We start from the raw sequence: 23695 nt of genomic DNA, 5'->3' as shown, positions 1-23695 counted from the left end.
AGGAGAGTCCATGCCCGACCTGTACGACCCGAACAAGAAGGAGTCCGGCGGCCCGCCCCCGGACCCCGCGAGCGCGTCGTCCGGGGGCGGTCTCCCGCCGGGCACACCGCCGAGGCCGCCCGTGAACGGAGCAGGCGGTGCCCCGGAACCCGGGCCTGCACCGGATCCCAGGCCGGTACCAGAGCCCGGGCCGGTACCGGACCTTGTGCCGTCCTCGGACCCCGAGCGGATCCCGTCCGCCGGCCAGGTGAACGGGACGGCCGAGGACCGTATAAGAATCGGACTGTGGGGCGCGCCCCGCTCGGGCAAGACGACCTATCTGACCGCCCTGCCGATCGCCGCGATGCAGTATCAGCGGCACAACGAGGGCAGCTGGCACATCTCCGGCATGACGCAGGAGGCCAACGCCTTCCTTGCCCGGGGCGTGGACCTGCTGACCCGGCAGCGGGCCTTCCCTCCGGCCAGCATGGGTGTCCAGGGCATGGCCTGGTCCGTCCAGGGGCCGGAGAAGAGGGAGAAACTCCGGACCAGGCGGCCCGACTTCGTGCTGGAGATCCAGGACGCGGCCGGTGAGGTGTTCCTGCACGGACATCCCCAGCAGCCCCAACTCGTCGCCCATCTCGCGCGGTCCCAGGGGCTGATCTATCTCTTCGACCCGATCGGTGACGCCGAGGAGGCCACCGAGGCCTTCACCTATCTTCAGGCGACGCTGACCCAGCTGACCGCGAAGGTCCGCGACCGGGGCGGGCTCGTCAAAGGCAGGCTTCCGCACCATGTGTCCGTCTGCATAGCCAAGTTCGACCACCCGGACGTCTTCCGGCCCGCGGTCGATGCGGGCTGGGTCGTTCAGGACACGGTGGGCTCCCAGCTTCCCAGCGTGCCCGGGGACCGGAGCGAGAAGTACTTCCAGTGGATGTGCGAGGAATTCCGAGGCGCCAACGCCCGCCTGGTACGCGACGCCCTGTACGCCTACTTCGCCCCCGAGCGCATCTCCTTCTACGCGACCTCCGCCGTCGGCTTCCGGCTGAACCCGCAGCACGTGTTCGACTACGGGGACTACGTCCAGCCGGTCTCGGTGGACGGGACACCACGCATCCGTACCTCCCCCGTGCCGATCAACGTCATGGAGCCGCTGATCGACCTGGAGAGCCGGATCCATCAGGACCGCACCCGCGGCTGGGGTGGATGGCCCGGGGGGAAGCGGCGGTGAACGAGGGCCTCGGAGAGGAACGACTGACCGCCCACTGGGCGGTGCTGGGCAAGCATCCGGGGCAGACCATGGGCTACGAGGTGCTGCGGAGCAGCCTTCCCGGCGACCGGGCCGGCACCTACCTCTGGAAGGCCTCCGCCACCGGTGCACCCGGCGACCGCGACCCGGAGGGCGAACTGCCGTGGAGGGTGTTCCTCGGCAGAACGGACACGCACCCGGAACCCGTCTGCGCCTCCGTCGAGACCACGTGGGACGGGTCGACCGACGGTACCGGCGCCCCCAGTTACACCTGGAGGCTGACCCTGCTGGAGTGGGCGGAGGCGGGCCGGGCCGCCCTGACCTGGTCCGGGATCGACCGTGCGCTGCTGTCGGACCCGCCGGCCCTGCCCGGTGACGCGGTCCCGATGACTGTTGCCGTGCCGCGGACGCCTCCCACTGAACTCGCCCAACTGGTCGACCAGTTGGGCTTCGAGTGGGTGGCCGGCGTGGCCGCGCTGCTGCTGGACAACCGACAGGTGGCGATCACACCGGGACCGGGTGAGGCACTGCCCGGTGTCTCCGACCGCGTCCGCGTGCTCGACGCGGTCTGCTCCCTCCTGCCGTACGCGTGCCGGGCCTGGCTCAGCGCCGCGACCTGGACCGGCCAGGCGCAGCACGACCTGAGACTGTTCTTCGCGCCCGCGGCACGGACGGGTCAGATCGCGGCCGTGCTCGGCGCAAGCCCGCCGGACGAGCCGCGGGACGAGAACGCCCGGACCTATCTGCACAGGCTCCGCAGGCTGCGGGCGAAGACCGGCGACACCACGGAGATCGTGGAGTATCTGCTGACCGTCGTGGAACCGGCCACGGTCCCACGCCCCGGGGCGGCGCTCCGGGTCCTGCGCGAGGCCGACCTGCTGGACACGGTGGTCGAGGAGATCCGGTCCGGCGGAGGCGAGGTCGAGGACGTCGGCCGGGTCCTGGACCGGTATCCGGCCGCCTCCTTGGACGACCGTCGGCTGGCTGTGCTGACCTTCTTCCTGGTCCGGAGCGCGAGCCAGGGCAGCCAGGTCGCCGGGAGCCTGCTGGCGGAGCACTGGACCGAGCGCACCGGACCCCTGCTCGTCCGAGAGGTCCTGGCTGCCGGAACTTCGGCCGAGTCCTTCGAACGGGCCAAGCGGTATCTGGGCGTCATCCACGATGCCGTCGAGACGCATCGTGGCGGCAGCTTCGACGAACTCTTCAACGCTCTGGTCGAGACCCCGGAACCGACGCGCGAATGGACCGGGGCGCTCATCTACATGGCCGAGGCCGAGTGGAAGCGCAGCACGGACGACGCCGACCGCCTCCTCGTTCGCGAGTCGGCCGTCGGGAAGACCTGGCTCAAGTACCTGCTGAAGCACAAGGACCGCAGTCTTGCACCGCTCCACCGCCTGGTGCGGCGGGTGCGGGACGACATGGCCGTCGATGACACCCCCGGCTGGCTGCGCTTCGCGGCCGTGCTGCTGGGCGACTTCCGGGCCCCGGCCACCTCCACGGATGCCGCCGACTTCGCCGAGGCCGTCGAGGGAGGCTGGCGGACCACCCTGGAGATCGCCCGGTTGGAGAGGCGGCCGGAGGTGCTCGGTCTGATGTGGCCGCGGCTGTGGAGGGTCGCCCGCACAGACCGGGGACTGGGGGAAGCCGTGGAGCGGCTGGTCCCTGTCGAGGAGCCGCAGACCTCCGGGGGCGTGGCAGCCGACGCCGACCTCTTCTGCACGGCTGTCCGGGCCGGAGCCCGGCCGGGTATGCCCCGGCTGGAGCGGCTCACCGAGGAGGGGGAGCTGCGGGACTACGCGGCTGCTCTGACCGGCCGGATCGAATCCGACGGAGAACTCAGGAGACTGGCGGTCCAGGCACTTCTGGAAGGGGAGTTGGGCCAGGGCACATGGTGGGTGATCGAGCGGCTGAGCCGCGATCTGCCGGACAGCTTCCTGCATCAGCTCTGCGACGAACTGCACGGGCGGCTCACCGGACGGGGCCGACCCCTCAACGATCTGGAAGTGCGCGACTGGCTCATGGAGGAGCTGGCGAAGCGGTACGACCTGGGTTGGCTTCGCCCGGTCCATGCCTTCCGGAAGGCGGTGAAGGCACGGGCACCGTACCGGGAGTTGGCCCGGATCATTCTGGAGTCCCATGGACAGCGGGGTCTCCCCGCACCGCTGCTGGACGCGATCGCTGTGTGGACGCTCGACGTGGGGCCGTACAGCCTGGAGCAGGTCGCCCTGCACATGGACGGCCTGGCGACGGGCTTGCCGGGGCTGGAACTGCAGGTGAACGTCGTACGCGGAGACAGGCACGGAGAGCTGCGTGACCGGCTGGTGCAGTACAGCGAGGCCCGGCGGGCTCGGCACGAATGGATCCTGGAGGAACTCCAGCGCCCGCCGGAACCGTCGGGCACGGCGTCCGGGACCGGGGCGGAACGCCGGGGCGTCTTCAGGAAGATGCGCGGGTGGTTCCCGGGGGGATCCGGATGACGACTCCCCCCGCGCCCGCCATCGCCATCGACCTCGGCTTCCGCTTCCTTCGCGTCGCCCGGACCAGTGCGGAAGGGACGCCGGAGTTGGTGGACCTGTCCGGAACGGTGCGCGGAGAAGGGCTGCCCACCCCTGCCGAGATCCGTGGTAACCGCGAGGCGGCGCTGAGCCTGGCGTACTCGAAGTACTGCGAACGCTTCGGTACGCCCGGTCAGGTGGTGCTGGTCGTCCCGCCGGGGGGACAGGCCGTAGCGCCCGAGGTCGCCGGGATGCCGCGGCCCCGGCTGCTGGACACCCCGCACGCGGTGCTGGCCCTGCTGCGGCATGCGGGCACTCCGATCGCGCGCCGCCTGCTGGTGTGCGACCTGGGCGCCTCGGCGGCCGGGGTCACGGAGTGCGCCGTCGTCGGCGGGGCCGTGGCCGTGGCCCCGGCCGCTCCGTCCCCAGGCGCCGACGGCGGCTACGGTGCCGCGTTCGACAAGGCCGTGCTGGAGGGGGTGGGGCTGCCGCACGACGACCCCGACGTGCTGCGGGAACTCGGCGAGGGCAGGGCGCAGAACGCCCGGCGCATCGAGGTCACTCTCGACCGGATGGCGGCCCACCCCGACCGGGCCGCGGACACGGTGCTCCACGAGCTGGCCGGCCAGGAGATCACCGCGGAGCTGGTGTTCCGGGCGCTGGGCCGGCTCACGGACGGTTTCGACCAGGCCCTGGAAGGTCTGCCGGGAGCTCCGGCCACCGGCCCGGATCCGTCCCGCACACCGGTGATCGCGGTGGGGGGTGTGGCCCGGTCCCGGGCGCTCCTACGGCACCTGACCGGCCGTCTGGGCCGGCCGGTCCCGCTGCCCCACGGGACGGACCCCGCGCTGGCCGCGGTGTTCGGGGCCGCCCTGGTCGCCGGCGGACACATCGATCCGGCTGACCGCTATCCGCATGCCGTGGCCGTGTGCGTGCACCGGACTGTGGTGGGCCGGCCGCGAGACGAAGAACTCCTGATCAGCCCGCCCGGCACGCTGGAGCCGGGGGGAGCCACCGTGTTCGCCGAGGCCGACGGGGAACGGCTGCGGGTCCGGACCGGACCCGCCGACGGGACCGGCGGACGCGAGGTCCGGATCCTGGTCCGCGCGGCCGGGACCGGCACCGCCGCCCCGGTCGGCGTGGTCACCATCCCCCCGTCCGGCGACGGTGCGCGCTTCTACGTCGGCGTGCGCCTCGCCACCGACGGGACGGCCCGCCTCGTCCTGGAACCGCTCGACGAACCGCTCGACCGCGGCCGGCCCGACGCGCACACGGCCGGGAACCGCCGGCCCGTGCAGCCCCCGCCCACGGAGTTCCCGCTGGGCGTCCTGCCGGCCGATCCCCAGCCCGAGGCTCGATCCGCCCCCCCGCCCGACACTCAGGGAGCCCGTACGTGAAGCGATCCGCCTGGTCACCGCGCGCGGTGACCGTGCTGCGGCGCGGGGCCGCCGTGGCCGCCGCAGCCCTGCTCGCCGTCCTGCCCGCGACCGCCGTGCCGGCCACCGCCGCCGGAACGGCACCGACCCGGGACGAGATCTACCGGGAACTCGGCGTTGCCGATCAGCCGGTCGACTACGTCGTCCTGGTGGACACCTCCGGTTCGATGGCCGCCAAAGGCCGCTACAGCACCGTGCGTTCCACCCTGCGCACCTTTCTGGGCGGGCTGTCGTCCGCCGACCATGTCGCCCTCATCACCTTCGACGACCGCCCCGAGGAGCGCTACATCGGATCGGCCGGCGACGCGGCGAAGATCGTCTCCCGGCTGCCCAAGGCACCCAACCCGTCCGGCGGGACCGACATCGGGGCGGCTCTGAACCAGGCCCTGCGCGAACTCGAACGGTCGGACGCCGCGGACATCGCCTCCGTGGTCCTGCTGACCGACGGCAAACACGATCCGCCACGGGGGTCCGACTACCCCAAGTCGTCCGGCGCCTCCTGGGACAAGCTGCGCAAGCGGGCCGAGGCCCTCGGCGAGCGCACCGAACTCGCCGGATACGCGCTGCCGTTGGGCAGCGGTGCGACCGGCGCGAACCTGCTCGGGAAGGTCGTGGAGGACACGCTCGTCCTGCGCCCGGACAGCATCCAGGACCTCAGCGCCTATCTGGAGCGGGCCGGGGACAGCACCCGGGCCCGGTCGGCGGCGCAATTGCTCGCCACGGACAAGGGGAAGGGCGTCGCGATGTCCTGGACGGACACTGGTGTCCGCGACCTCACCGACGGCTCCGCCACCGCTTCCGTCACCTTCCGGTCGGCCACCCGGTATGTGCCGCTGACGGTGAGCGGGGTACGGGTCTCGGCGGACGGTGTCCCGCTCGACGTGACCGGTGTGCCGGGCCGACTGACCCTGAAACCGGGCGAGTCCCGCAAGTACACCGTCCGGCTGGACGGGGGCCCTCGGGCGGGCGGACTGCCCTACCGCCGGACCGAGGACGGCGAGGCCGCGTTGCGGGTGTCCGGTGAGGTGTCCGCGTCGTGGCAGCGGGCGCTCGCCCCCGACGTGGACCTGAGGACTCCGGACGCGGTCGACGTCACCGGCGGCCCCCTGGCGGTGCGGGCGGAGGTTGGCTCGGCGTACTTCCTGCCGGCCGTGTTCTCGGCGCTGGCGGCGGCCCTGGTGCTCGGATGGCTGTGGTGGCGCAGTGTCAACCGGCCTCCGCTGCAAGGGGTGTTGACGGCCGTTCCGGTGTTCGGCGTGGAGATCCCGGACCGGATCGCGCTGTCCGGCAGGAGGGTGGGGTTCCGGCCACGCGGCGGTGGACAGGGCACGGTGCACGGCCGACGCCGCCGGACGGCCGACGGGCCCCGGGTCGATCTGCTGATCCGCTACACGCCGGACGGCGCCTCCGGAAGGCCGGACCAGGTGACCTGCGGGCCGGGGAGCAAGGCCGTTCTCGGCGGCTTGTCGTTCACCCATCTCCCGCCCGAGCCGGCCACCGGTCCCGGAGCCGATGCCGTCGTGCCGGGCAGCGGGCGGCCCTGATGACCGCTCAGCCGCTGCTCAACGTGGCGGCCACCCATGTCGGCACCCGGGCGCTCGGGCCCGGCGTCCGGTCGGTGGTGTGGGTACAGGGATGCCCGTTCCACTGCGCCGGGTGCGTCGCCCCGGAGTGGATTCCCGACCGCCCCGCGCGGCAGGCCGGTCCCGGGGAGCTGGCGGCCGAACTGCTCGCCGACCCTCGGGTCACCGGTCTGACCCTGTCGGGAGGCGAGCCGATGCAGCAGGCGACCGGGCTGGCCGCACTGGTCCGGCAGGTGCGGGAGGTCCGGGACGTCTCCGTGATCTGCTTCACCGGTCATCGACTGGAACGGCTGATGGCCAGGCCTCCGTCGGCGGGCGTACCGGACCTGCTCGCCGTCGTCGACGTGCTGATCGACGGGGTGTACGTGGCCGGGCTGAACGACGGGCGCGGCCTGCGCGGCAGCACCAACCAGCGGGTCCACCACCTCACCCGGCGGCTGGCGCACAGCGGATACGACTTCGCGCACCGGGCCCGCGACGCGGAGATCGTCGTCAACGGCCCGGAGACGCTGCTCGTCGGAGTGGCGCCGAAAGGGTTCCCCGCGGTGTTCGACACCGCGGTCGACACGGTGCGCGCCCGTATGCGGGGAGCGGACACCAACAGCCCGGGTCCAGGAGAGGAAGGGTCGTCATGAGCTGCAGGAAACGCATTCAGGTAGACCAGTCGGAGTGGTACCGCATGCAACAGAGGGCGCGGCAGCTGCGGGAGGTCAAGCGGGACATCCCACGGCTGTTCGCCGATGTGCGGGCACGGACCCAGGCCGACATCGACCGGGCATTCAACTCCGTGGCGGAACGGCAACGCCGCCAGCAGGAGGCGGTCGACAAGCTGAGCGACCAGACCCGCGCACTGGAGGCCGACACCACTCGCAGGCTTCGGGAGCAGGCCGACAGCCTGCGCCAGGAACTTCGGGAGACGGCCGGCCGGATCGAGCAGGACACCCGGCAACGGCTGGAAGAGCAGCGGAAGGAGACCGAGCGCGCCATCGCCGTCGAGCGGGACAGGATAGGCGTGCTGGAACAGGACCGGGCGCGTGCCGAGATCACCGCACAGACCTGGCTGGCGGACGCCCGCACCATGGCCGACCTGATCGACGGGGAGCTGCCTCACGACCGGTACGCGCCCGGCCAGCTGGACAGGCTGCGCCGCCGTATCGCCACGGCCGAGCAGACCACCGCGGACGGCCGCTTCGACGCCGCTCTGGCCGGGGCACAGGAGGCCTTCCACGGGCTGAGCGAGCTGCGGGTGGACGTCGAGCAGCGGGAGTTCGAGCGCTGCCTGGCACAGAAGGAGGCGATCGAGGCACTGGTGCAGGTCGAGGCCCTGACCGAGGAGAACCGGGAGCGTCCGGTCGTCGGACCGGACGCCGAGGTCATCGCCGGTTACGTGCTCGATGTCGTGCACTGGTCCGAGGGCGAGTACGACCGGGTACGGCAGGACACCGCTCAGGCACTTGCCCGGGCCCGTGACCCGCAGACGGGTGTGGAGGACCTGCGCAGCCTGCGCGAGGACGAGGCGCCCCGGCTCGAACAGAGCCTGGGCGAGACCGTCGAGCGGGCCGGGATGCGCCAGCTCACCTCGCAGATGAGGGTGAACCTGGCCGACGTCGTGGCCGACAGACTCGCCGAGATCGGCTTCTTCGACCTCGTGGAGAAGGAGTCCGGGTACGTCGACGGCGATTTCCGGAAGGCCTTCCGGGCCCGGCTCCGGAACGAGGCCAGCGGCAACGAGATCACGGTCGAGATCGAGCAGGCCGACAAGGACTCGGACCAGTGTGTGATCCGCGTGGTGTCCCACGACTACGACGTCACTGCCGAGGCCGAACTCCGGGACCGGAGCGACGCGGTGTACGAGGTGCTGCGGGAGCAGGGCGCGCCCATCGGGCTGGTCGCGGCGGCGCCCGTCGCGGAGCCTCATCCGCTCCCCGGTACCGGTGAGCAATCGGGTTCTTCGGGCCGGGAAACCCCCGGCACATGAACAGGACCATGACGAAGGACAGCCCTCCTCCCCACCCCCCGGGGACGGAGCGGCTGAACCCGGCCGCCGTCCGTACCGGCGAGCCTTTCACCGTCCTGCACGGGCCCGGTGTCGGCGACGTCTTCGTCGACAGCACCGGCCAGGTGTGCTCCATGGAGCAGGCGCTCTGGCGCATGCTGCGAGCGGCCGGCTTCGAGCGGATCGTCTTCAGCACCCTTCAACACCCGGTCTACTTCCGGGACAGGGCGTCACGGGATCTGTCCCGCCGACCGGCCGACCGCAATACGGCCCCGGCCGACCGCCGCGGTCCGCGCACCATGCGGCACACCGGTCTGCGCGGGCCGCTCGGCGGGACGCAGTTGCCGGGTGCCGCACCCCGGTCCGAGGCAGAACCCGCCGCGGACCAGGACCGGGGAGCCGGTGCGGCACGCGGGTCCGGGATCGCCGATCCGTTCGGCGTGATGACCCTCGCCGCTCATCTCCGCGACGCGGAACACCGTACGGCCGTGGTCTTCCCGCATGCGGAAGAGTTCCTGCTTCTCAACCGCGCCCCACGGCAGTTGGCCGGAGCCATGGCCGAGTGGGCGTCCGACACGGTCGCAGGGAACCAGTGGATCTTCGTGTTCCGCAGGCCCTCCTTGCCCGGAGTGGCCGAATTCCTGGCAGGGCTCAGAAGCTATCCGCAACTGGAGACCTTCGTGAACGAACGGGTGGCTGAGCCCGGCCGTGGTGGCACCTTCCGGGTCGAACTTCCTCAGGTGGCAGAACTGGAGCGCCTGGTGCATTCGGTACGGCTGCGGAAGGGACTGCGGGTCGAGTGGCAGGACCTGGACCGGGTGGTCCGGGCGATGGCCGGCCAGCCCGAGACCGCCCGGGTCTGGAGGGACCGCCTCGAACAACTACGGGCGCACAAGGCACCGTTGAGCCACCTCATGATTCGGCAGTGGGTGAGAGGAGCCGTGTCCGACGAACGGACGCCTTGGGAGCGACTTGCCGCGATGCCCGGCATGGAGCCTGTGCTGCGGTTTTTCGAGCGCAAGCGGGCCGAGACGGAGGCGGCCGAGGAGCTGCGCGCCCGCGGGCTGGCCACTGTCGGTGAACCGCCGGCCCGGCACATGGTGTTCACCGGCAACCCCGGGACCGGGAAGACGACCGTGGCCCGGCTGGTCGGCGAGATGTTCCGGGACCTGGGAGCGCTGAGCCGTGGCCACTGTGTGGAGGTGAAGGCCAGTGACCTGGTCGCTGGTTACATCGGGCAGACCGCCATCAAGACCAGCGCGGAGGTGGATCGGGCGCTGGACGGTGTGCTCTTCATCGACGAGGCGTACACGCTCAGCGACCAGAGCGACGGATTCGGACAAGAGGCCGTCCAGGAACTGCTCAAACGCATGGAGGACGACCGAGGCCGCCTGGTGGTCATCACGGCCGGCTACCCGGCGAAGATGGAGGAGTTCCTTGGGGCGAACGTCGGCCTCAGGAGCCGGTTCCCGCATGTCGTCGAGTTCCCCGACTACGATCCGGACACCCTGAACGAGATCCTGCTGAAACGCCTGGCTGAGCTCGGCCTGCGTCCCGGAGAGGAGGCGGCACAGGGGCTGCGGCAGATCGCCGAGGGCATGTACGACTCCAGGGACGAAAGCTTCGGCAACGCCCGGGAGATGCGTACCCTCGCCGACGCGCTCTTTACCCCGTGGGCCGTACGCGCCCGACGGGACGTCGAACAGCCCGTCATCGTCGACGACATCCCGGAGGAGTACCGGGACCACCTGCCGAAACCGGTGCCCGAGCTCGCCGAACTGCTCGCCGAACTCGACCGGTACGTCGGCCTCGGGGCGGTGCGCGGGGAGCTGGAAGGACTCGCGTACCGGCTGAGGATGCGCCAGGAGCGTGGCAAGAAGGCATTCGCCCCTCCCCACCTGCTGTTCACCGGCCCTCCGGGCACAGGCAAGACCACGGTGGCCCCGTTGGTCGGCGATCTGTTCCGCAGACTGGGGCTCCTGCGCAAGGGACATGTGGTGGAGGTGACCCGCACCGACCTGGTGGCCGAGTACGTGGGGCAGACCGCGCCCAGGGTCCGTGCGGCTGTCGAGCGGGCGCTGGACGGCGTGCTGTTCATCGATGAGGCCTACAGCCTGGTCCGGGACACAGGGGGCCAGGGTGGTTTCGGCGCGGAGGCCGTGGACACCCTGCTGCGTGAAATGGAGAAGTGGCGCGGCCGAGTGGTCGTGATCGCGGCCGGATATCCCCAGGAAATGAAGGAGCTTCTCGCCTTCAACCCAGGGCTGCCGGGACGGTTCACCACCACGGTGCCCTTCCCCGGCTACACCCCGGACGAGCTGACGGAGATCCTCCGTCGGATGGCTGCCGAGTCCGGCGACACCCTCGGCCCCGGGACCGCGGAACGTGCCACGCAATGGCTTGAGGAGATCCGACGGGCCCGTGGGGCCGCGTTCGGCAATGCCCGGGAGGTGCGCATACTGGTGGACCTCATGGAGGGCCGCAAGGGGGCACGCTGGAACAAGGGTGACAAGGGCTCGGAGTATCTGCCCGAGGACGTGCCGGATCCGTCCGCAGATCAGGGCTGAGCGCCGGTGATCTTCGTCCCGCCGTTCTCCTCCGGCCTTTGGCGGTCCGTCAGGACGCTGTTCAGGGCCTGGTCCGCGTCGATGAGCCGCTGCTCGATGGTCCGGGTGAAGTCCTCCACCTCCTCCAGGGTGAGGCCCTGTCCGGGCACGGGGCCGCTGGTGTCCGCACCGGCGGCCTCGCGCAGGGCCCGCGTCAGCTCCCGGTCGGCCTGGGCGTAGCGGGCCAACGACGTGAACACCTTGCCCTGTTCCGCCTGGATGCGTTCCAACCGGTCCTGGTCGGCGGCGAGTTGATGGGAGCCCTCACTGAGCTCGTACTCCGTGTTCGCCAGCGCCTCCTGCGCCGCCACGGCCCGCTCCAGCGCCTGCCGGGTCCGCGGCTCCAGCAAGGCGAGCTGCTCCTCGGTGAGTCGCAGCAGGTCGTCGGCCGCGGTGCGCAGCTCCTCGTCGACTGCCCCGAGGTTACGGCCGCGCAGCTCCCGCAACCGGGTGTCGACGGCTTCCCGCTGCGCCCGCAGCTCGTCCAGCTCCTTCGCCAGCTGTTCCAACCGCCGGAGCTCCTCGGCCTCTTGCCGCAGCTTCTCGTGTTCCGCCCGGCGGCGACGCAGCTCCTCCGCCTTCTTCAGGAGCTCGGCCAGCGCCGCCCGTTCGGACGCCACCCGCCCGGCCGCCGCGGTGAGTTCGTCCATCAGGTCCGTGGTGCGCCGCTCCATGCTCTTGCCCGCCCGGGCCGCCTCCAGCAGCCCGGGCAGCGCCTCGGCAAGGCCAGGGGTGTCCGTCAGCGCGTCGTCCAGTGCGAATACGGCGTTCAGGGCGTCGGCATCGTCCGGCGGGCCGCCGTCGGAGGCTTGGCCCAGCCGACCGAGGGTGTCGGCGGCCCACCCGACGGCGCTTCCCAGAATGCGGAGTACCGTATCCCGGTCGGTGCGCCCCGAGTCCGCCAGCGCGTCCGCGATCTCCTGCCTGTGGTCGCGCACGAATACCCCCTCGTCCTCGGCGGGGCCGCTCGGCGCCCCTGGCCGTCCCGGTCGACAGCGTATCGCCGTGGTGCAGCGCATGATGCGGATCGGCCCGGACAACCCCGGAACCACCGCGTCCATAGGCACGTTGAGAGAGTCTGTCGACGCACGCGGTGAGCCGGTGCGGGGCAGTTCTTGGAGAAACGGAACGAGGCAGACGTATCGGGGGAGCCGGTGGTCAGCGAGGTTCGACGGGACGACGACGGCGCCGGGTCGGCGGAGCTGCGGGAGGAGGCGTTCGACGCTCTTCGGGAGGCCCGACGACTCTTGGACTACCCGCACGGCTGGCCGCCCGTCGAGACGTTGGAGCCGGTGATCGAGCGGCTGACCCGCGTCGAGGCCGCGTTGGCGGAGAAGAACGAGTCGGATCTCTCCCAGGTCGTCTTCGTGGTCCTGGGCATCATGTTCGCCGTGCTCTGCCGGACCAGGAACGAGAGCGCATCGTCCGGTTCCAAGGAGCGGGCGGAAGCGCTACGGCGCCTACGGTGGGCGGACCGCAACGGGCCGCCGGCGGACCTCATCGTGGTACAGGCCCGCATGATGCTGGTCTTCCTGCTCGCGCCCTGGGCCCTGCCCCGCCCTGACGGCAGCCGCACCGCTCTCGGGGCGGCGCTGTTCGCAGCCGTGGACCGGCGGGTGCTGACCGAAGCGTTGCGCCGGGATCTCACCGAGGCCAAGAACGTGGTCGACCGTGTCGCCGAGGCCTCGCTCCCGCCGGAGATCCAGCAGACGACCGCGAGGATCCAAGGGGAGATCGAGCGGATGCTCGCCCCGGACTCCGCATCCCCTGCCCCCGAAGAGGCTCACGCTACCGATGAGGCCCACGCCTCCCAGGACGCCGAGGTCCTCGGTGAAGCCGGCACACCCGAGTCTGTGCTCCTCGACGTCGTCCGCGGTCTGCTGGCCCTGGCCGGCGCACGCAGTACGCCGCAGTTCACCCGCGTGCTGGTCTGGCTGACGGTCGAGTTGCAGTCCAAGGCCGAGAGGCCGACCGACCGCTCGCTGTACATAGTTGACCCGGAAGCCTCAGCGCTCCTGGGCCAGGCAGCCGTCGGCAGGGCAGCCGGCGCCGTCGACGGCATCCGGCGTGGCGCCGACCTGGCGCTGGACGCGCTGCGCGCCCTGCCGCTGGACGCGCCCGAGCAGGTCCGGGTCGCCAGGCTCCATGCCTACCTGCTGCTCACGGCGGAGTTCCTGGAGCCCGGATCGGTCGACTTCGGCACGGTGCGGCGGCCCACGCCGGAGCCGGACGACGGCAGCGGCGACCGCCTCGACGACTGGCCGATCAGCCTCCCCGTGGAGCCGGGCCTGGTTCCCCATCTCGACAGCTTTCTACGGGACTTCGTCGCCCACCTCGGCATGCGCGAGCGACGCATGGCCGCCTGGTACGACCGATTGCTGTCCTACCGAACCGGCGATCACGGCTATCTGGAGGACGCCGCCACGCTGCTCGGGGAGGCGCTGGAGGCGAGCGACGCGGACTCCTGGTGGGCTCTGGCCCTGCGCGTGGAGCTCACCGAGGTCCTTGAGCAGGCTGCCTCGCGGGGCGGCAGCCACCAGGACGCCGACGTCTCCCTGGCCGCCAGGCGAGAGCTGGGCGCCGCCCTGGAGAGTGACGGTTCACTGCCGCCCGACGCACCGCTGATCCTCGACCTCGCGCTCAGCGCCGCCGACGGCGAGCTGCGGCACGCGCAGCGCACCGGAGACCATGAGGAGCTCCCGCGCCTGATCGAGAAGCTACGCGCGCTGTACGCCGGCCTCCCGGCGGACAGCACCATGCGCGACAAGCTGGCGGAGCGGTTGAGCCGGCTCGAAAAGCTGCGCGCGGACGGGGAGCGAGTCACCGGGCGTGCGGCGCCCCAAGCGGTCGGACCGGCCGGACCGGTCGACACAGGAGAACCCGTCGCCGAGCGAGCGTCCCTGGACCGCGAAGTCGCCGAGTTGCGCCGCAAGTTCGACGAACCGGAGACGTACCACGAGCAGGAGTACGACCGGCGCGCCCACCTCGGCCTGCGGCTGCTTCTCGCCGTCGTGCGCGGTGACAAGGACCCGGCACTGCTAGACGAGGCCATCACCGAGCTGACCCGCGTCCGAGCGCTGATCGCCGAGGGGCGTGGCGTGGCACAGCGCGTGGACGTCCTGACGAAGCTGGCCGAGGCCCACGTCATCCGCGCCGCCCGGCGCGGCCCGCATGCCGACGCCGACAGGCGGGCATTCGTGGACATCACCCGCGAGGCGCTGGCCGAACTGGCCGCCGACGTCCTGCTCCAACTCGGCGCCGACCACGGCCTGTCGGCGGCCCTGAACGGAAGCCTGCTCGCGCGGCGGCTGGCGCTCGTCGACCACCGCATCGGCCGACCGGCCGACGCGGTGGCCGATCTGGAGAAAGGGCGAGCTCTGGTGCTCCAGGCCGCCTTCGCCTCCCTGAGCATCCCCGAGCTCCTCGACGCCGTCGGCCACCCCGAACTGGCCCGGCAGTGGCGCGCCCAGGTCCCGGCGAACCCGCTGCGGCCGACAGCCGAGGACGCATCGCCCCCTGCGGCCCACGGCACGCCGATCCCCAGCGCGCTGCGGCGCAGGGCGCTGGCCGCGCTGGGCGTCCGCCCCGGTGCCGGGGCGGGTCCGGGCATCCGGCATCTGGTGGGCGCCGCCGACGTGGCCCAACTGACGGCCGGCCTGGCTGCCACCGGCACCGAAGCGCTGGTCTACCTGGTGCCCGGGGCGCCCGTGGCCGATGCCTCGATGCCCGGCTACGCGCTGATCCTGCGCCCCGGTGCCGGTCGCCCCGCCTTCCTTCCCCTGCCGGAGCTGACCACCCCTGGCAGCGAGCCACTGGAGCGATACCTCGACGCCGCGGCGGAACGCTCCCGAGCGCTCACCGACCCGAACCTGCACGCATCCTGGCGGGCCGCCTGGGAGGCGCACTGGCAGGTCACGCTGGACGAACTGTGCGAGTGGGCCTGGAAGGCGGTGATGGGCCCCGTGCTCGCGGTCGTACGCCCGCTGCTCGCGGCCCAGGGACCGCTGGCCCGGCCACCGAGGGTCGTGCTCGTGCCGTGCGGCCCGCTCGGCGTCGTCCCGTGGCACGCCGCGCGCATCCGGGGTCTGGGCGCGCACGGCCACCGGTACGCCTGCCAGGAGGCCGTCCTCAGCTACGCCCCCTCCGGCACCCAGTTCCTGGCCGCTGCCGCCCGGCGTCGGATGTCTCCCGCCGACGGGCGGCAAGTGCTCGTCGCCGACCCGCAACTGACCCTCCCGTGGGCCGAGATGGAGGCGGCCGCGCTGCGCGCCGGCTGCTACCCCGACGCGCTCCGGTACGGCGAGTTCGTCACCACCGGTGTGGTACCCGACGCCGCCGGCACACCGGCGGAGCTGCTCGCCGTCCTGCCCGGCGGCGCGTCGCCGGCCTCCGTGGTGCACCTGTCCTGCCACGCCCTTGCCGCGCCGCGCCCCACCGGCTCCGCGCTGTGGCTGGCCGCCCCGCCCGGCGCGGGCCCGGACGCCGGCCGGCTCACCGTGGCCGACATCTTCGACGGCGCCACCGGTCGACGGCCGGACGCCGGCCCACTGGTGGTGCTCAGCGGCTGCGAGACCGACCTGAGCACTCGCCATCACGACGAGGCGTTGACCCTCGCCACCGTGCTGGTCGCGGGCGGTGCCGCCGATGTCGTGGGGTCCCGCTGGGCGGTGCGTGATGGTCCGACCGCCGTGATGATGGCCGTCTTCCACCACCATCTCACCGTCGGCGGTCTGGCCCCGCCCGACGCCCTGCGCGCCGCTCAGTTGTGGATGCTCAACCCTTACCGAGAACTCCCGCCCACCCTCGACGGCCCCCTCCGCCACGAAGCCACCCGCCCCGACCTCCACCGCATTCATCATTGGGCTGCCTTCACCCACCAGGGCAACCCGGCGTCGGCTGCGACCGGTTGAGGCGTAGATCCACCGCCTCAACCGGTAGTGGTGCCCCCCGGTGGCCGGCCCCTGGCAAGGCCTCCTTGCCAGGGGTCCTCTGCAGCTCAGCAGAGAGTGATGTTCTGTCAGATGTCCCGGAAGATCTCGATCTGCGCCCCGACGGAGTTGAGCCGCTCGGCGAGATCCTCGTACCCGCGGTTGATGACGTACACGTTGCGCAGCACGGACGTGCCATCCGCCGCCATCATCGCCAGCAGGACGACCACGGCGGGCCGGAGCGCGGGCGGGCACATCATCTCGGCGGCGCGCCAGCGGGTCGGGCCCTCCACCAACACGCGGTGCGGGTCGAGGAGTTGGAGGCGTCCGCCGAGGCGGTTGAGGTCCGTCAGGTAGATCGCGCGGTTGTCGTAGACCCAGTCGTGGATCAGCGTCTGGCCCTGGGCGACGGCGGCGATGGCCGCGAAGAACGGGACGTTGTCGATGTTCAGTCCGGGGAACGGCATGGGGTGGATCTTGTCGATCGGCGCCTCCAGCTTGGAGGGCCGGACGGTGAGGTCCACCAGTCGCGTACGGCCGTTGTCGGCGAAGTACTCCGGCGTACGGTCGTGGTCGAGCCCCATCTCCTCCAGGACGGCGAGCTCGATCTCCAGGAACTCGATGGGAACGCGACGCACCGTCAGTTCCGACTCCGTCACCACCGCGGCGGCCAGCAGGCTCATCGCCTCGACCGGGTCCTCGGAGGGGGAGTAGTCCACGTCGACGTCGATGGTCGGCACGCCGTGCACGGTGAGGGTGGTGGTGCCGATGCCCTCGACCCTGACGCCGAGCGCCTCCAGGAAGAAGCAGAGGTCCTGGACCATGTAGTTGGAGGACGCGTTGCGGATGACGGTGACGCCGTCGTGCCGCGAGGCCGCGAGCAGCGCGTTCTCGGTGACCGTGTCCCCGCGCTCGGTCAGCACGATCGGCCGGTCCGGGCGGACCGACGGGTCGACCTGGGCGTGGTACTGCCCCTCGGTGGCGGCGATGTCGAGCCCGAACCGCCGCAGGGCGATCATGTGCGGCTCGATGGTCCGGGTGCCGAGGTCGCAGCCGCCGGCGTACGGCAGCTTGAAGCGGTCCATGACGTGCAGCAGCGGACCGAGGAACATGATGATGGACCGCGTCCGTACGGCGGCCTCGGCGTCGATCGCCGCCATGTCCAGCGCGGCCGGCGGCACGAGCTCCAGGTCGACGCCGCCGTTGATCCAGCGGGTGCGGACACCGATGGAGTTCAGCACCTCCAGGAGGCGGTAGACCTCCTCGATACGGGCGACCCGGCGCAGCACCGTGCGCCCCTTGTTGAGCAGCGAGGCGCACAGCAGGGCCACACACGCGTTCTTGCTCGTCTTGACGTCGATCGCGCCGGACAGCCGACGACCGCCGACCACGCGCAGGTGCATCGGGCCCGCGTAGCCCAGAGAGACGATTTCGCTGTCCAGGGCTTCACCGATTCGAGCGATCATCTCAAGGCTGATGTTCTGGTTGCCGCGCTCGATGCGGTTGACCGCGCTCTGACTGGTGCCGAGCGCCTCGGCAAGCTGCGACTGTGTCCAGCCCCGATGCTGCCGGGCGACACGGATGAGCTTGCCGATGCGTACGAGGTAGTCGTCTGCCATGAGGTTGAGGCTATCTCAGATATGAGATGGCACATCTCGAGGGGGCCATTCGGGTGACGGACCTGAGGTGGATCTGAGGGTTCGTCAACGCCGCTTGGCGGTACGGGTGCGGCGCCATCCGAAAGGTCCGGGCAAATCCATTGATGTCGTACGACGTCCCGTGCTGCTGTGGGTCCGCCGCGGTCCGTGCTTGCCGCCGCTGGTGATGGACCAGGAGCGCCGGTTGATGTTCAGGCGCACCCCGGGAAGGATCCGGAAACTCTTGCGGAACGTGAGGGGCATGTCTGTCTCCCGTCGAAGTCGTGGAACGTATCTGTCGGTTACCCCGACTTCGCGTACTGATGGCAGGCCCGGTCCCTGTGTTGCGGCACGCAGCCCGCGCCGAAGGTGCCGTTCGGCCGGATAATCACCTGGCGGGCCCGGACGTGCGGGGTCGTGCAGGACGTCACAACCCCGAGCCCGGGCATGACCATCCCGGCCTCATGTACTAGAGTTATCTCGACATCGAGATATCTGCCGAGGCGCACCGCGGCCGCACGCCATCATCGGCATGGCAGTAAGGCATACCTAACTTAGCCTGACCTTAGCGGAAAGGCCAAGACGGTGTGGCGGCAGGATGCGGTGGTAAGCGCACAAAAATGAAGGAGACTGTCGTGTCGGCGAACAGCTTCGACGCCCGCAGCACGCTGCAGGTGGGCGACGAGTCGTACGAGATCTTCCGGCTGGACAAGGTGGAAGGCTCGGCTCGCCTTCCGTACAGCCTGAAGGTGCTGCTGGAGAACCTGCTCCGCACCGAGGACGGCGCGAACATCACCGCCGACCACATCCGTGCGCTGGGCGGCTGGGACTCGCAGGCGCAGCCGAGCCAGGAGATCCAGTTCACGCCGGCCCGCGTGATCATGCAGGACTTCACCGGCGTGCCCTGTGTCGTCGACCTCGCCACCATGCGCGAGGCCGTCAAGGAGCTCGGCGGCGACCCGGCGAAGATCAACCCGCTGGCCCCGGCCGAGCTGGTCATCGACCACTCCGTCATCGCCGACAAGTTCGGCACCAACGAGGCCTTCGCGCAGAACGTCGAGCTGGAGTACGGCCGCAACCGCGAGCGCTACCAGTTCCTGCGCTGGGGCCAGACCGCCTTCGACGAGTTCAAGGTCGTCCCGCCCGGCACCGGCATCGTCCACCAGGTGAACATCGAGCACCTCGCTCGGACCATCATGGTGCGCAACGGCCAGGCCTACCCCGACACCCTCGTCGGCACCGACTCGCACACCACCATGGTCAACGGCCTCGGCGTCCTCGGCTGGGGCGTCGGCGGCATCGAGGCCGAGGCCGCGATGCTCGGCCAGCCGGTCTCGATGCTCATCCCGCGCGTCGTCGGCTTCAAGCTCACCGGTGAGCTCACGCCCGGCACCACCGCCACCGACCTCGTGCTGACCATCACCGAGATGCTCCGCAAGCACGGCGTCGTCGGCAAGTTCGTCGAGTTCTACGGCGAGGGTGTGGCCGCTACCTCCCTGGCCAACCGCGCCACCATCGGCAACATGTCGCCGGAGTTCGGCTCCACCGCCGCGATCTTCCCGATCGACGACGAGACCATCAAGTACCTGAAGCTGACCGGCCGCGACGCGCAGCAGCTCGCGCTCGTCGAGGCGTACGCCAAGCAGCAGGGCCTCTGGCTGGACCCGAAGGCCGAGCCCGACTTCTCCGAGAAGCTCGAGCTGGACCTGTCGACCGTCGTCCCGTCGATCGCCGGCCCGAAGCGCCCGCAGGACCGCATCGTCCTCGCCAACGCCTCGCAGCAGTTCGCGCAGGACGTCCGCAACTACGTCGCCGAGGACGACGAGGCGGGCAAGGAGTCCTTCCCGGCCTCCGACTCCCCGGCCTCCTCCAACGGCGTACCGACCCGCCCGACCACGGTCACGGCCCCCGACGGCTCGACCTACGAGATCGACCACGGTGCGGTGACGGTCGCGGCCATCACCTCCTGCACCAACACCTCGAACCCGTACGTCATGGTCGCCGCCGCGCTCGTCGCGAAGAAGGCCGTGGAGAAGGGCCTGACCCGCAAGCCGTGGGTCAAGACCACCCTCGCCCCGGGCTCGAAGGTCGTCACCGACTACTTCGACAAGGCGGGGCTCACCCCCTACCTCGACAAGGTCGGCTTCAACCTCGTCGGTTACGGCTGCACCACCTGCATCGGCAACTCCGGCCCGCTGCCGGAGGAGGTCTCCAAGGCCGTCAACGAGCACGACCTCGCGGTCACCTCGGTCCTCTCCGGCAACCGGAACTTCGAGGGCCGTATCAACCCCGACGTCAAGATGAACTACCTGGCGTCCCCGCCGCTGGTCGTCGCGTACGCCCTGGCCGGCTCCATGAAGGTGGACATCACCAAGGACGCGCTCGGCACGGACCAGGAAGGCAAGCCGGTCTTCCTGGCCGACATCTGGCCCTCCGAGGCCGAGGTCAACGACGTCGTGGCGAACGCCATCGGCGAGGACATGTTCAACAAGTCCTACCAGGACGTCTTCGCGGGCGACGCCCAGTGGCAGGCGCTGCCGATCCCGACCGGCAACACCTTCGAGTGGGACGCGGAGTCGACGTACGTCCGCAAGCCCCCGTACTTCGAGGGCATGACGATGGAGACCACCCCGGTCTCCGACATCGCCGGCGCCCGCGTCCTCGCCAAGCTGGGCGACTCGGTGACGACGGACCACATCTCGCCCGCCGGTGCGATCAAGGCCGACACCCCGGCCGGCAAGTACCTCACCGAGCACGGTGTGGAGCGTCGTGACTTCAACTCCTACGGCTCGCGCCGAGGCAACCACGAGGTCATGATCCGCGGCACGTTCGCCAACATCCGCCTGCGCAACCAGGTCGCGCCGGGCACCGAGGGCGGCTACACCCGCGACTTCACGCAGGCCGACGCGCCGGTGTCGTTCATCTACGACGCCTCGCGCAACTACATCGAGCAGGGCATCCCGCTGGTCATCCTGGCCGGCAAGGAGTACGGCTCGGGTTCGTCCCGCGACTGGGCGGCCAAGGGCACCGCGCTGCTCGGCGTCAAGGCCGTCATCGCCGAGTCCTACGAGCGCATCCACCGCTCCAACCTCATCGGCATGGGTGTCATCCCGCTGCAGTACCCGGCGGGCCAGTCCGCCGAGTCCCTCGGCCTGACCGGCGAGGAGGCCTTCTCCATCGCCGGCATCACCGAGCTGAACGACGGCACCACCCCCGGTACGGTCAAGGTCACCACCGACAGCGGTGTGGAGTTCGACGCGGTCGTCCGCATCGACACCCCCGGTGAGGCGGACTACTACCGCAACGGCGGCATCCTGCAGTACGTGCTGCGCAGCCTGATCACCAAGTAAGCGGTCAAGTACGCGGTACGACAGGGCAGTTGAGGGCCGCATCCCCGGCGAGGGGGTGCGGCCCTCCGCCATGTCCGGAACCGTGCGGGCGGCCGTCTGCGAGCCGCCGCCTGTGGGTCACAAAGCCCCAGGTCATCACCCACCCTCAGGTGGAACACAGGGTTCCCTAAGCGGACGGGGACAGGATCGAGACATGAATGGCACCTCCGGGTCCCGAACCGGCCGCGTCCGAGTGCTCATCGTCGATGACGAGCCGGCACTCAACGAAGTGCTGTCCGTCGCCGTCACCGAGGCGGGCTGGCGGCCCTATCCGGCGTTGGACGGGCAGAGCGCGCTGAAGACCGCCCGCGGCTGCGCGCCGCACGCCGTCGTGCTCGACGGGATGCTGCCCGACCTGGACGGCCTGCAGGTGCTGCGCCGGCTGCGGTACGAGAGCCCGAAGCTGCCCGTGCTCATGCTCACCGCCCGCGATGCGCTGGAGCATCGCCTCGACGGCCTCGAGGCCGGCGCCGACGACTACGTCACCAAGCCGTTCTCCCTGGAGGAGGTCGTGCTGCGGCTGCGCGGACTGCTGCGCCGGGCCGGGTCCGAGCACGGCCGCGGCGACGACTCCGTACGCGTGCTCGGCGACCTGGTGCTGGCCGAGGACACCCGCGAGGTGCGCCGGGCGGGCGTGCCGGTCCAGCTCACCCCCAAGGAGTTCGACCTGCTCACCCTGCTGCTCGGCCACCCGCGCCAGGTGCTGAGCAAGGCACAGATCCTCGACCACGTCTGGAGCAGCTCCTTCGACGGCGGCGGCAACCTCGTCGAGGTCTACATCTCCGGCCTGCGCCGGAAGATCGACAAGGGGCGGGCGCCGATGATCCACACCGTGCGGGGCCTGGGCTACGCCATCAGGGCCGCGGAGGACGGGAGATGACCGCCCGCCCGAGGCCGCGCACCCGCTCGATGCGCACGCGGCTGCTCCTCTTCATCAGCGCCACCCTCGTCGTCGTGTGCGCCGCGATGGCACTCACCACCGTCTTCGCCCAACGCTCCTATCTGCTGGGCAACCTGGACGACCGCGTCACCAACGCCGCCGAGCGCAGCCTGGGCGGGGCCTCACTCCACCCGGATCTCGACAAGGACCTCACGTTCCTCCACGAGAGCGGTCACCCCGCCGGCATGCTCGCCGCCCGGCTCGACGCCGACGGTTCGATCGTCGCCGCGGCGCTCGTCGGCCAGGACGCGGAGCCGCAGACCCTCACCGCGGCCCAGCGCACCGCCCTGGCGGGCATCACGGCCGACGGCTCGAAGCACACCCGGACGGTCCCCGGCCTCGGCACCTACCGGGTCACCGCGCTGAACAACAACGGAGTCCGTGTCCTCACCGGCCTCCCGATGGACGACGTACAGGACATGATCAGCGGACTGGTCGTGATCGAGGCGGGCGTGGCGGCCGCCGGCCTGACCGTCGCGGGCTGCGTCTGCGCGGTGGTCATACGACGGCAACTGCGCCCCCTCGGCCGGGTCGCCGCCACCGCCGCCGAGGTCTCCCGCGCACCGCTCGGCCACGGCGAGGTCGCCGGCCTCACCCGGGTGCCGGACCGCGACACGGACCCGGACAGCGAGGCCGGCCAGGTCGGCGCCGCGCTCAACCTCATGATCGACCACGTCGAGTCCTCACTGGCCGAACGGCAGCGCAGCGAGGAGCAGATGCGGCGCAGCGAGGAACGCATGCGGCGCTTCCTCGCCGACGCCAGCCACGAACTCCGTACGCCGCTCGCCTCGATCGCCGGATACGCCGAGTTGATGAACCGTGGCACCGACCGGGTCGAGCCGGTGCTGGCCTGGCGCCGGGTCTCCGCCGAGTCGGCGCGCATGACGGGCCTGGTGGAGGACCTGCTCCTGCTGGCCCGGTTGGACGAGGGGCGTCCGCTGCAGTCGTCCGAAGTGGACCTGGCGGCCCTGGTGGCCGAGGCGGTGTGGGACGCCCGGGCCGCGGGCGGCGGCCACGACTGGCAGCTCGAACTCCGCCTCGACGCCCCGGCGTTGGTCTTCGGCGACGAGGCCCGCCTCCACCAGGTGGTGGCCAACCTGTTGGCCAACGCCCGTATGCACACACCTGTCGGCACCCGGGTGGTGGCCTCCGTCGAGTCGACCGACTCCCGCTGCGTCATCCGCGTCCGCGACGACGGGCCGGGTATCCCGCCCAGCCTTCTCCCCACGGTCTTCGAACGCTTCACTCGAGCGGATACGTCCCGCGCTCGTGCGGATGCGAAGTCGGGCGGCTCGGGCCTCGGACTGGCGATCGCGTCGGCGATCACGGGGGCGCACGGGGGGCGGATCGGGGTGGAGAGCGTCCCGGGTCGTACGGAGTTCACGATCGAGCTTCCGGTGGTGGGCGAGGTCAACGAACTCCCTGCGGTTCTGCCGCGGCCGGCGTCCGTCTAGGAG

The 23695-nt window shown here is 71.1% G+C and carries 14 protein-coding genes; 11 read left to right on the top strand and 3 right to left on the bottom strand.

Features of this window, described 5'->3' with window-relative positions:
* Positions 1-10: 10 nt before the first annotated feature.
* The 7 genes from IG08_RS0123730 to IG08_RS0123700 are packed head-to-tail and all read left to right on the top strand — an operon-like array spanning position 11 to position 11305.
* Positions 11-1210 carry a hypothetical protein gene (locus IG08_RS0123730; protein WP_030605883.1) on the top strand — a complete coding sequence of 400 codons (1200 nt, stop codon included), beginning with the start codon at positions 11-13 and terminating at the stop codon, positions 1208-1210.
* A complete protein-coding gene (locus tag IG08_RS0123725; RefSeq protein ID WP_030605881.1) occupies positions 1207-3705 on the top strand; it encodes a hypothetical protein in 2499 nt (832 codons plus the stop codon). The genes IG08_RS0123730 and IG08_RS0123725 overlap by 4 nt, the downstream gene beginning before the upstream one ends.
* Positions 3702-5120: a hypothetical protein gene (locus tag IG08_RS0123720; protein ID WP_052424849.1), complete on the top strand. Its 1419-nt coding sequence runs from the start codon at positions 3702-3704 to the stop codon at positions 5118-5120. Before IG08_RS0123725 ends, IG08_RS0123720 begins: the two co-directional genes overlap by 4 nt.
* Positions 5117-6703: a vWA domain-containing protein gene (locus tag IG08_RS0123715; protein WP_052424848.1), complete on the top strand. Its 1587-nt coding sequence runs from the start codon at positions 5117-5119 to the stop codon at positions 6701-6703. Before IG08_RS0123720 ends, IG08_RS0123715 begins: the two co-directional genes overlap by 4 nt.
* A complete protein-coding gene (locus tag IG08_RS0123710) occupies positions 6703-7377 on the top strand; it encodes a 4Fe-4S single cluster domain-containing protein (protein ID WP_030605876.1) in 675 nt (224 codons plus the stop codon). Before IG08_RS0123715 ends, IG08_RS0123710 begins: the two co-directional genes overlap by 1 nt.
* Positions 7378-7421: 44 nt before the next feature.
* Positions 7422-8720: a coiled-coil domain-containing protein gene (locus IG08_RS0123705; protein WP_052424847.1), complete on the top strand. Its 1299-nt coding sequence runs from the start codon at positions 7422-7424 to the stop codon at positions 8718-8720.
* Complete coding sequence (locus IG08_RS0123700) at positions 8717-11305, top strand: AAA family ATPase (RefSeq protein ID WP_030605872.1); 2589 nt, start codon at positions 8717-8719, stop codon at positions 11303-11305. Before IG08_RS0123705 ends, IG08_RS0123700 begins: the two co-directional genes overlap by 4 nt.
* Here the strand turns inward: IG08_RS0123700 and IG08_RS60220 are convergent.
* A complete protein-coding gene (locus IG08_RS60220; RefSeq protein WP_030605870.1) occupies positions 11296-12282 on the bottom strand; it encodes a hypothetical protein in 987 nt (328 codons plus the stop codon). The two genes, IG08_RS0123700 and IG08_RS60220, sit on opposite strands and share 10 nt — an antisense overlap.
* A 216-nt stretch (positions 12283-12498) precedes the next feature.
* On the opposite strand from IG08_RS60220, the gene IG08_RS0123690 reads away from it, so the two are divergent.
* Entirely contained in the window at positions 12499-16254 is a 3756-nt protein-coding gene (locus tag IG08_RS0123690) for a CHAT domain-containing protein (RefSeq protein WP_043454977.1), read from the top strand.
* 107 nt (positions 16255-16361) lie between these two features.
* Here the strand turns inward: IG08_RS0123690 and IG08_RS0123685 are convergent, their stop codons facing one another.
* Together IG08_RS0123685 and IG08_RS57340 are read right to left on the bottom strand one after the other, a co-directional pair.
* Positions 16362-17891 (bottom strand): helix-turn-helix domain-containing protein, encoded by a 1530-nt coding sequence (locus IG08_RS0123685; RefSeq protein ID WP_030605866.1) that lies wholly within the window; start codon positions 17889-17891, stop codon positions 16362-16364.
* An 84-nt stretch (positions 17892-17975) separates the two neighbouring features.
* The gene (locus tag IG08_RS57340; protein ID WP_078655709.1) at positions 17976-18173 is read right to left on the bottom strand and encodes a DUF4236 domain-containing protein; all 198 of its coding nucleotides are present in this window, start codon (positions 18171-18173) and stop codon (positions 17976-17978) included.
* Between the two features lie 371 nt (positions 18174-18544).
* On the opposite strand from IG08_RS57340, the gene acnA reads away from it, so the two are divergent.
* The 3 genes from acnA (at position 18545) to IG08_RS0123665 (ending at position 23692) form a co-directional block, all read left to right on the top strand.
* Complete coding sequence (gene acnA / locus IG08_RS0123675) at positions 18545-21259, top strand: aconitate hydratase AcnA (protein ID WP_030605864.1); 2715 nt, start codon at positions 18545-18547, stop codon at positions 21257-21259.
* 193 nt (positions 21260-21452) lie between these two features.
* Positions 21453-22178 (top strand): response regulator transcription factor, encoded by a 726-nt coding sequence (locus IG08_RS0123670; RefSeq protein WP_030605862.1) that lies wholly within the window; start codon positions 21453-21455, stop codon positions 22176-22178.
* Positions 22175-23692 carry a sensor histidine kinase gene (locus tag IG08_RS0123665; RefSeq protein ID WP_030605860.1) on the top strand — a complete coding sequence of 506 codons (1518 nt, stop codon included), beginning with the start codon at positions 22175-22177 and terminating at the stop codon, positions 23690-23692. The genes IG08_RS0123670 and IG08_RS0123665 overlap by 4 nt, the downstream gene beginning before the upstream one ends.
* Positions 23693-23695: the final 3 nt, after the last annotated feature.

Source organism: Streptomyces fulvoviolaceus, from assembly GCF_000718165.1.
In the GTDB taxonomy this organism is placed as follows: Bacteria; Actinomycetota; Actinomycetes; order Streptomycetales; family Streptomycetaceae; genus Streptomyces; species Streptomyces fulvoviolaceus.
The sequence above is the reverse complement of the archived record's forward strand: the minus strand, read 5'-3'. Positions and strand labels throughout refer to the sequence as shown.

Bases quoted from the DNA above. Each gene is read 5' to 3' on its own strand.
- IG08_RS0123710 (WP_030605876.1), top strand. From the start codon at position 6,703: ATGACCGCTCAGCCGCTGCTCAACGTGGCGGCCACCCATGTCGGCACC.
- IG08_RS0123720 (WP_052424849.1), top strand. From the start codon at position 3,702: ATGACGACTCCCCCCGCGCCCGCCATCGCCATCGACCTCGGCTTCCGC.
- IG08_RS0123685 (WP_030605866.1), bottom strand. From the start codon at position 17,891: ATGGCAGACGACTACCTCGTACGCATCGGCAAGCTCATCCGTGTCGCC.
- IG08_RS0123700 (WP_030605872.1), top strand. From the start codon at position 8,717: ATGAACAGGACCATGACGAAGGACAGCCCTCCTCCCCACCCCCCGGGG.
- IG08_RS0123665 (WP_030605860.1), top strand. From the start codon at position 22,175: ATGACCGCCCGCCCGAGGCCGCGCACCCGCTCGATGCGCACGCGGCTG.
- IG08_RS0123730 (WP_030605883.1), top strand. From the start codon at position 11: ATGCCCGACCTGTACGACCCGAACAAGAAGGAGTCCGGCGGCCCGCCC.
- IG08_RS57340 (WP_078655709.1), bottom strand. From the start codon at position 18,173: ATGCCCCTCACGTTCCGCAAGAGTTTCCGGATCCTTCCCGGGGTGCGC.
- IG08_RS0123705 (WP_052424847.1), top strand. From the start codon at position 7,422: ATGCAACAGAGGGCGCGGCAGCTGCGGGAGGTCAAGCGGGACATCCCA.
- IG08_RS0123670 (WP_030605862.1), top strand. From the start codon at position 21,453: ATGAATGGCACCTCCGGGTCCCGAACCGGCCGCGTCCGAGTGCTCATC.